The sequence below is a fragment of the uncultured Zoogloea sp. genome (assembly GCF_937894855.1).
Taxonomy (GTDB): Bacteria; Pseudomonadota; Gammaproteobacteria; order Burkholderiales; family Rhodocyclaceae; genus Zoogloea; species Zoogloea oryzae.
The window spans coordinates 1-8235 of the sequence record NZ_CALAYQ010000110.1 but is presented as its reverse complement, the minus strand read 5'-3'; the positions used below and the strand labels follow the sequence as shown (position 1 = coordinate 8235).

At 69.6% G+C, this 8235-nt stretch carries 8 protein-coding genes; all 8 read left to right on the top strand.

The genetic code is table 11. The features are described from left to right. On the top strand, positions 1-1626 hold a 1626-nt coding region (locus tag Q0672_RS13020; RefSeq protein ID WP_298622808.1), incomplete at its 5' end, for a PAS domain-containing sensor histidine kinase. Continuing rightward, on the top strand, positions 1623-2003 hold the full coding sequence (locus Q0672_RS13015) for a response regulator (RefSeq protein ID WP_298622805.1): 381 nt from the start codon (positions 1623-1625) through the stop codon (positions 2001-2003). The genes Q0672_RS13020 and Q0672_RS13015, both read left to right, overlap by 4 nt. Then, entirely contained in the window at positions 1996-3489 is a 1494-nt protein-coding gene (locus Q0672_RS13010) for an HD-GYP domain-containing protein (protein ID WP_298622802.1), read from the top strand. The genes Q0672_RS13015 and Q0672_RS13010 overlap by 8 nt, the downstream gene beginning before the upstream one ends. A gap of 73 nt (positions 3490-3562) precedes the next feature. Then, positions 3563-5524, top strand: coding sequence for an ATPase, T2SS/T4P/T4SS family (locus tag Q0672_RS13005; RefSeq protein WP_298622800.1), 1962 nt, complete (start codon positions 3563-3565; stop codon positions 5522-5524). A 4-nt stretch (positions 5525-5528) separates the two neighbouring features. Continuing rightward, complete coding sequence (locus tag Q0672_RS13000; RefSeq protein WP_298622798.1) at positions 5529-6650, top strand: type II secretion system F family protein; 1122 nt, start codon at positions 5529-5531, stop codon at positions 6648-6650. 128 nt (positions 6651-6778) lie between these two features. After that, positions 6779-7291, top strand: a complete 513-nt coding sequence (locus Q0672_RS12995; RefSeq protein ID WP_153163156.1) for a prepilin-type N-terminal cleavage/methylation domain-containing protein — start codon at positions 6779-6781, stop codon at positions 7289-7291. A gap of 10 nt (positions 7292-7301) precedes the next feature. Further along, the gene (locus Q0672_RS12990) at positions 7302-7874 is read left to right on the top strand and encodes a Tfp pilus assembly protein FimT/FimU (RefSeq protein ID WP_298622795.1); all 573 of its coding nucleotides are present in this window, start codon (positions 7302-7304) and stop codon (positions 7872-7874) included. A gap of 4 nt (positions 7875-7878) precedes the next feature. Further along, on the top strand, positions 7879-8235 hold a 357-nt coding region (locus tag Q0672_RS12985; protein WP_298622792.1), incomplete at its 3' end, for a type II secretion system protein.

The window sequence follows — 8235 nt, the reverse complement described above, 5'->3', positions numbered from 1 at the left end:
CCCAATCCCCTCGCCGCGGTGCTCCGCGCCCACGGCAACGCCGATCTGGCCTACGGCCTCGTCACCGACCCCCAGGGCCAGCCCCTGTCCGAAGTCACCGCCCCCGGTCTCACCCCGAGCGTACTGCCCCTGGCTGCCGACAAGCCGGCAGAATGGTTCGGCCACCGCCCGGTCGATAGCGGCGCAGCGGGGCTCGAACTGATCGAATTCCACGGCCCGCTCCTCCATGACGGGCGCCTCGAAGGTTTCGTGCGGGTCGCCTTCCGCGCCCCGACCCTCGGCTTCGACGCCCGCCAGCTGCCCTTCCTGGCCGGGCTGGCGCTGCCCATCCTGCTCCTCGTGCCGCTGTTCTTCTTCATGCTGCGCAGCCAGCTGCGGCCGCTGCAGGAGGTCAGCCAGCGGGTCGAACAGCTGGCCGCCAGCGCCCCGCCCGATCTCGCCGGCGATCCCGCCGCCCGGGATCTGGTCACCCGCTTCGGGCGCTTCCTCGACGCCACCGAAAAGCGCATCCGCGAACTCGAAGCCGGCCGCGGCGACGCCGAAACCGCCATCAAGCTGCTGGGCTACAAGCGCGAAAAGGTCGAGAGCGCCCTCGAAACCCTGCCCGAAGGCGTGCTGGTTCTGGACGAAGGCAGCCTCACGGTGTTCGCCAACACCAAGGTCGGCCCGCTGCTGTCGGTCGATCCCGCCGCCCTCGTCGGCAAGCAGCCCACCGAATGGCCGGTGGAGGGCGGCGTCCTGCGGGCGCTCAGCCCGCTGCTGGGCGGCGCCTCCACCAGCCAGACCGCCGACTTCCACCCCGACGGCAACGAAAGCCGCCGGGTCAGCGTGTGGGCCCTGCCCCTGTTCGCCCCCCGCGACGCCACCCGCCGCCTCGGCTCGCTGATCGTCCTGCGCGAAACCACCGACCAGATGCTCGCCGCCCAGGCCCGGGACGAGTTCATCGCCCATGTGGCCCACGAACTGAAGACGCCGCTGGCCAACATCACCCTCTACGGCGAGCTGCTCCGGGACGACCCGAATCTCGCCGCCGACACCCGCGTCGAGGCCATCAACACCGTCTGCGACGAATCCCGGCGCGCCGCCGCGCTCATCAACAACCTGCTCAACATCTCGCGCATCGAGGCCGGCAGCATCGTCATCGACCGCCAGCGGGTGCGTCTGGCCGAACTGCTCGCCGACTGCATGGAGCAGCTCCAGCACACCGGCGCCAGCCGCGACCTGCGCCTGCAGGTGAGCGTGCCGCCCGAGCTGCCGCCGGTCGAGCTGGACAAGGATCTGCTGCGCATCGCCCTGAACAACCTGCTCACCAATGCCGCCAAGTACAACCGGGCCGGTGGCGAGATCATCCTGTCGGCCGAAGAGACCGACGAGCGCATCGTGATCACCGTGCAGGACAGCGGGATCGGCATTCCCGCCGCCGACCTGCCGCGCATCTTCGACAAGTTCTACCGCTCCGCCGACCGCGAAGCCGTCGCCCGCGGCGGTCACGGGCTGGGCCTGTACCTGGCCCGGCAGATCGTCGAGCTGCACCAGGGTCAGATCGAGGTCACCAGCCAACCCGGCCAGGGCACCCGCGTCACCCTGAGCTTCCGCAAACCCCATGTATTGCTGAGGGCCGCATGAAACGTCTCCTCGTCGTCGACGACGAACCCCACGTGGCCCGCGTGCTGCGGGTCAGCCTGGCCAAGGAAGGCTGGCAGATCGACCTGGCCCACGACGGCCACGAAGCCCTCGCTGCCATCGCCAGCAACCCGCCGGACGCCCTCATCACCGACATCCAGATGCCCGGCATGGGCGGCGAGGAGCTGTGCCGCCGCCTCCACGCCGACGACACCCGCCCATCCTTTCCGGTGCTGGTGATGACCTCCATGACCGCCCGCGACCAGCGCAGCTGGGCCGAGGAGCTGGGCGGCATCGAATTCCTCGAGAAACCGGTGAGCCCCCGGCGCATCGCCACCCTGCTCGGCCAGCTGGTGGCCAGGGAGCGCACCGATGACTGACAGCCGCCCTGGCGACCTAGCCCGCTACGGCCGCTGGCTCAAGCGCGGCGTGGGCGAAGCCTTCAGCGCCGCCATCGGCAGCGCCTCCGGCGATCTGCTGTGGGCCGACGGCGACCCGGCCCCCCTTGGCGAAGCCCTCGCCGCCTGCAACGCCGCGCCTCCGGGCGGCGACGGCATGCGCCGCCTCAAGACCGGCCTCGGCGTCACCTACGCCAGCCCCGCGCTGCTGCCCGACGGCCCCGGCTGGCTGATCGCCGTGCCCCGGGACGACGCCGCCCCCTTCGGCATTGACCTCGACACCGTCGCCGAGACCATGGCCGACGTGGCCGCCACCCTCGCCGACCGCAACAGCCTGGGCGCCGAGATGGACGTGCTGGCTGCCGAGCTCGCCGAACGCTACGAAGAGCTCCACCTTTTTTACGACATCGACCGCCACCTCACCAAGCAGGATCTGGGCGCCGAAGTCCTGCAGGATCTGCTCAAAAGCTGCGCCGAGCAGCTCAACGCCGACGTGGCCTGCTTCGTCCGCCCGGCCGAGAACCTCACCGTCTCCGCCACCAACCTCAGCAAGCCGATCCACAACCTCGATCTGGTGCTGGTGGAGATGCGCGGCGACCTGTTCCGCTTCGTCTCATCCAGCCGCGCCACAGTCGTCCTCGACGACATGAAGGACTCCCGCCGGCCCTACATCTTCACCGACATGCCCTACAAGGTGCTGGCCTGCCCGGTGTTCCAGGGCCTCGAGATGCCGGCCATGCTCACCCTCCTCAACCACCAGGAGAAGCCCGACTTCACCAACAGCGACCGCCGCCTGGGCGAGGTGATGGCCCACCAGATCTCCAACGTGATGCACATGGGCGAGATGTTCGCCGAGATGCGCCGCTTCACCGAGCAGATGGCCGCCGCGCTGATCGAGGCCGTCGAGGCCAAGGACCCGTACACCCGCGGCCACTCCGAGCGGGTGCACCTGCTGTCGATGCGCCTGGGCCAGGCCCTGCGCCTGCGCACCGAGGAGATGGAAAACCTCCACTGGGGCTCGCTCCTCCACGACGTGGGCAAGATCGGCATCCCCGACGCCGTGCTGTGCAAGCCCGGCCGCCTCACCAACGACGAATACACCTTCATCAAGGTGCACCCGGAGCGTTCCTACGAGATCCTGCGCCACGTGGACCGCCTCAAGGGCGCCCTCGCCGGCGCCCGCCACCACCAGGAAAAATTCGACGGCACCGGCTATCCCCACGGCCTGCGCGGCTCCGACATCCCGCTGCTGGCGCGGATCATCGCCGTGGCCGACACCTACGACAGCATCACCAGCTCGCGCGCCTACCGGGCCGGCAGCACCCACGAAGCGGCAGAAAGGGAGATGCGCCGGGTCAGCGGCACCCAGCTCGACCCGGAGCTCCTCGACATCTTCCTGCGCCTGTGCGACGACGAGCCGGCCATGCTGCTGAAGATGGGCATCCGGCGGGAGTGCGACGATCACTAACACCGTCGTCCGCACCCGCGCGGGCACCCTCACCTACCTCGCTCCCGAAGGCGCACTGCACGACACCGACGCCGTGGGCGCCCTCGGCAGCGCCATCGACGCCTGCGCCGCCGACTACGAACTGCGCATCGTCCTCGATCTGGGCAAGGTCTCGCTGCTCTCCAGCCAGGCCCTCGCCCAGCTCATCGCCGGCAGCGCCAAGCTCGCCGGACTTGGCGGCTGGCTGCGCCTCACCGCCCCCAACCCGCTGATCCACGACATTCTGGTGGCCACCGGGCTTAACCGGCGCATCGAGATCTTCGACAGCGGCGGCCCGGATTCCCGCCCCCTGCCGCCGCCCCTCGCCCCCAGCGGCCAGCGCCTCGGCGACATCCTCACCGAACGCGGCCTCGCCAAACCCGAGCAGATCGCCGAAGCCGCGCGCCTGCAGCGCCAGCTCGGCCTACGCATCGGCCGCATCCTCATCGAGAAAGGCTGGGTGCCCGAGCACGAGCTGCTCCAGGCCCTCTCGGCCCAGCTCGGCGTGCCCTATCTGGCGATGCGCCCGGGCCTGTTCGACCCGGCCATCGCCGAAGCCCTGCCCCAGGACATGGCCCGCCGGCTAGGCGTGCTGCCCATGTTCCGGATCGGCAACGAGCTCACCCTCGCCACCACCGACCCGCAATCCATGCCGGTGGCCGACGAGATCGAGCGGGCCAGCGGCTGCCGCCTGCGCTGGGTGCTGGCCGGCGCCGACGCGATCCAGAAATGCCTGTTCGAGGCGTATTCCGGCTCCGCCTACGATCCCGACCTGATCGACGGCAACACGATGGACCTGGAGGTCATCGAAAACACCAGCCAGACGGGCGACACCACCACGATCGACGAGCTCGCCGCCGGCAGCCCGGTGATCAACCTGGTCAACTCGATCATCCAGCGGGCCATCCACGACAACGCCAGCGACATCCACCTGGAGCTCTTCCGCACCAAGGCGCGGGTGCGCTTCCGCATCGACGGCGTGCTGTACGAGGTGATGAACCCGCGCGCCGACCTCTTCCCGGCCCTCGTGTCGCGCCTCAAGGTGATGGCCAACCTGGACATCGCCGAGCGCCGCCTGCCGCAAGATGGCCGCATCCAGGTGTCCACCAAGGGCCGCACCGTGGACCTGCGCTTCTCGTCGCTGCCCGGCATCTACGGCGAGAAGGTGGTGCTGCGGGTGCTCGACAAGGGCACCACGGTGCTCGACCTGCATCGCCTGGGCCTGGCCGAAGGCAACCTGTCGCGCTTCCGCCGTCTGCTGGCCCGCAGCCACGGCCTGCTGCTCGTCACCGGCCCCACCGGCAGCGGCAAGACGACCACCCTCTACGGCGCCATCGACCACCTGCGCAGCATCGAGAAGAACATCGTCACCATCGAAGACCCGGTGGAATACCAGCTCGACATCATCAACCAGAACCAGGTGAACGAGGCCGTCGGGCTCACCTTCCCGCGCATCCTGCGCCACGTGCTGCGCCAGGACCCGGACATCATCATGGTGGGCGAGATCCGCGACCGCCAGACCGCCGAGATCGCCGTGCAGGCCGCCCTCACCGGCCACCTGGTGCTGTCCACGCTCCACACCAACGACGCCGTGGGCGCGGTGGCGCGGCTGGTGGACATGGGCGTCGAGCCCTACCTGCTGTCGTCGGCGCTGATCGGCGTGATGGCCCAGCGCCTGGTGCGACGCATCTGCCCCGAATGCCGCAGCACCTACATCGCCCCGCCAGAGCTCGTCGAGCGCTTTGGCTGGGAAGCCCGCGGCCAGGTGATGCTGGCCCGCGGCCGCGGCTGTCGCAACTGCTACGACAGCGGCTACAAGGGCCGGCTGGCGATCCACGAACTCATCGAGATCGACCGCCCGCTGCAGAGCCTGATCGTCGCCGATGCCGGCTACGAAGCCCTCAGCGACCACGTGAAGCGCGGCCCCACGCCGGGCCTTTTCGACGACGGGCTCGACCGGGTGCTGGCAGGCAGCACCACGCTGGAGGAAATCTCCCGCGTGGTTTTGCTGGAGTAAACCGATGGCCATCGAACTTGGCCCCTCCGGCGGCACGCCCGCCCCCACCGCCGCCAGCAGCGCCAAGGCCGCCTTTGCCGGCTGGAGCCAGCGCATCCAGGTGGCCGACCGGATCGCCTTCACCGAGCAGCTGGCCCTGCTGCTGGAAACCGGCGTACCGCTCCACACCGCGCTCAGCGAACTCCACGCCCAGTCCCGCCGCCCGCCGGTGAAGGCGGTGCTGGCCGCACTCCATCACGACATCCTCGAAGGCAAGCCCCTGTCCCAGGCCCTCGCCGCCCAGCCGGCGATGTTCCCGGGCACCTACACCCATCTGGTCGCGGCGGCCGAAGAAGGCGGTTTTCTGCCCGACGTGCTGGCCCAGCTCAAGGATCTCGACGAGAAGGCCCAGAACCTGCGCGTCGCGCTGGTCTCGGCCCTCACCTACCCGGCGGTGCTGCTGGGCCTGTCGGTGATCGTCGTGGCCTTCATCCTGCTTTGGGTGTTCCCGCGCTTTGCCGATCTCTTCGCCTCCATCCACGACCGCCTGCCCGTCACCACCCTGGTGCTCATGGCGCTGTCGGATTTCCTGCACAAGTACGGCGCGCTGGTGGTGGTCGGCATCGGCGTGATCGCGCTGGTGGGCCGGCGCGTCGTCACCTCGCCGGAAGGCCGCGCCGCCATCGAGCGGGCGGTGATGGCCACCCCGGCCCTCGGCAACATCGTGATGGGCATCCACATGGTGCGGGTGTTCCGCATCCTGTCCCTGTCGCTGTCGCGGGGCGTGCCGCTCCTCAAGGCGCTTGCCGCCAGTCAGGACATCGCCTCCACCCGCGCCCTGCGCGAGGCCATGGAGCGCATGCGGATCAGCGTCGAGGAAGGCCGCGGACTCTCGGCGGCGCTCTCCGACACCGAGTTCATCCCGCCCCTGGCCAGGGAGATGCTCGCCACCGGCGAGCGCAGCGGCCATCTGGCCAAGGTGCTGGAGCGCCTCGCCGAGCACTACCAGCGCAAGCTCGAGCAGCGCCTCGCCACCCTCGCCAAGGTCATCGAGCCGGTGATGCTGCTGTTCATGGGCGGCCTCGTCGCCACCATCGTCAGTGCACTGATCCTGCCCATCTTCAAGCTGTCGGCGGCTGTTCATTAGGCGGACGGAATTCACGCTGACGGCAAACTTGCACCTCAACTTTTGGCCGCCCTGGCCGTAACAGGGTCCATACCTGCTCACCGGGCGGAGTGCTCCCGCCCATTGCACTACAAGAACCGGAGTCCGCAATGAAGATTCGCCGCCCCCGCCTGCAAGACGGCTTCACGCTTGTCGAACTGCTGATCGTCGTGGTCATCCTCGGCGTGCTGGCCGCCATCGCCATTCCGCAGTTTTCCGCCTCCACCGACGACAGCAAGGCCGCCGCGCTGGATGCCACCCTGAGCAACCTGCGCACCGCCATCGAGCTCTACTACCAGCAGCATGGCAGCTACCCCAGCGCCGTGGCCGCCGGCGGCTCCTTCGGGGCGATCGACACCGAAGCCGCCTTCGTTTCTCAGCTGGTCAAATTCACCAGCGCCGCCGGCGCCGTCAGCAACACCAAGGACGCCACCTACAAGTACGGCCCTTACCTCAAGAAGAGCACCATCCCTGCCGATCCGATCAAGAACGTCGCCACTGTCGAAGTCATCAACCTCGGCTCCCTGGGCATGACCGCCACCTCCGGCGACCCCGGCGGCTGGAAGTTCGACAACAAGACCGGCCAGCTGATCGTCAACATCGCCGCCTACCAGTCCCGCTGATCCTGCCGCCGTGGCAGCGCCCGGCATCCGCCCCGCCCGCAGCGGCGGGGTGACCCTCATCGAACTGCTCATCGCCGTCGGCATCCTTGCCATGCTTGCCGCCTCGGCCGCTCCCCTGATCTCCGCCACCAGCCGCCCGGCCCAGGCCGCCAAGGCCGCCGAGCAGCTCGCCGCGGCCCTGCGTTTCGCCCGCGACGAGGCCCTGCGCACCCAGAACCCCTGCGGCGTGATCTTCGCCACCGGCAGCGCCAGCGACAGCTACAAGGTTTACACCCTGGACACCAGCAGCGCGCCGCCCACCCCGCTCTACACCGTCCGCCACCCGCTCTCCCGCCAGCTCTACGCCGAGACCCTCGGCAGCGGCAGCCGCCATCCCGACGCCCGCCTCGACAGCAATCTGGTCGTGCTGCCTTCAGGCACCGCCGGCGCCCTGTCCTTCCTCGCCGACGGCGCCCCGGCGACCACCCAGGGCAGCGCCCTGCAGCGCCTCGCCAGCGGCAGCGCGCGGGTGCGCGTCCAGGCCGGCAGCCACACCCGCGACGTGCTGGTGGCCGCGGAGACCGGCCGCATCACCTTCCAGTAAGGCCATGAAACGGCAGCGCGGATTCGGCTACATCGAGGCGCTGGTGGCGGTAGTGCTGCTCGCCATCGCCATCGTCCCGGCCCTCGACGCCCTGTCCAACGCCATGCGCGGCGCCCCGACCGCCGACCGGGACGACGACATCTGGCAGGCCGTCGCCAACAAGCTCTCCGACGTCGCCGGCGCCCGCTTCGACGACCTGGACGCAGCCGCCACCGCCGCCGGCAGCGCCACCACCGCCACCACGCTCTCCGACGCCAGCGGCACCACGCCGCGGGTGACGGTCTACCTCAGCCGCTACGACGGCGACAACGCCGACGGCGACAACAACCCCTTCACCGGCACCGACGCCGACCTGATCTGG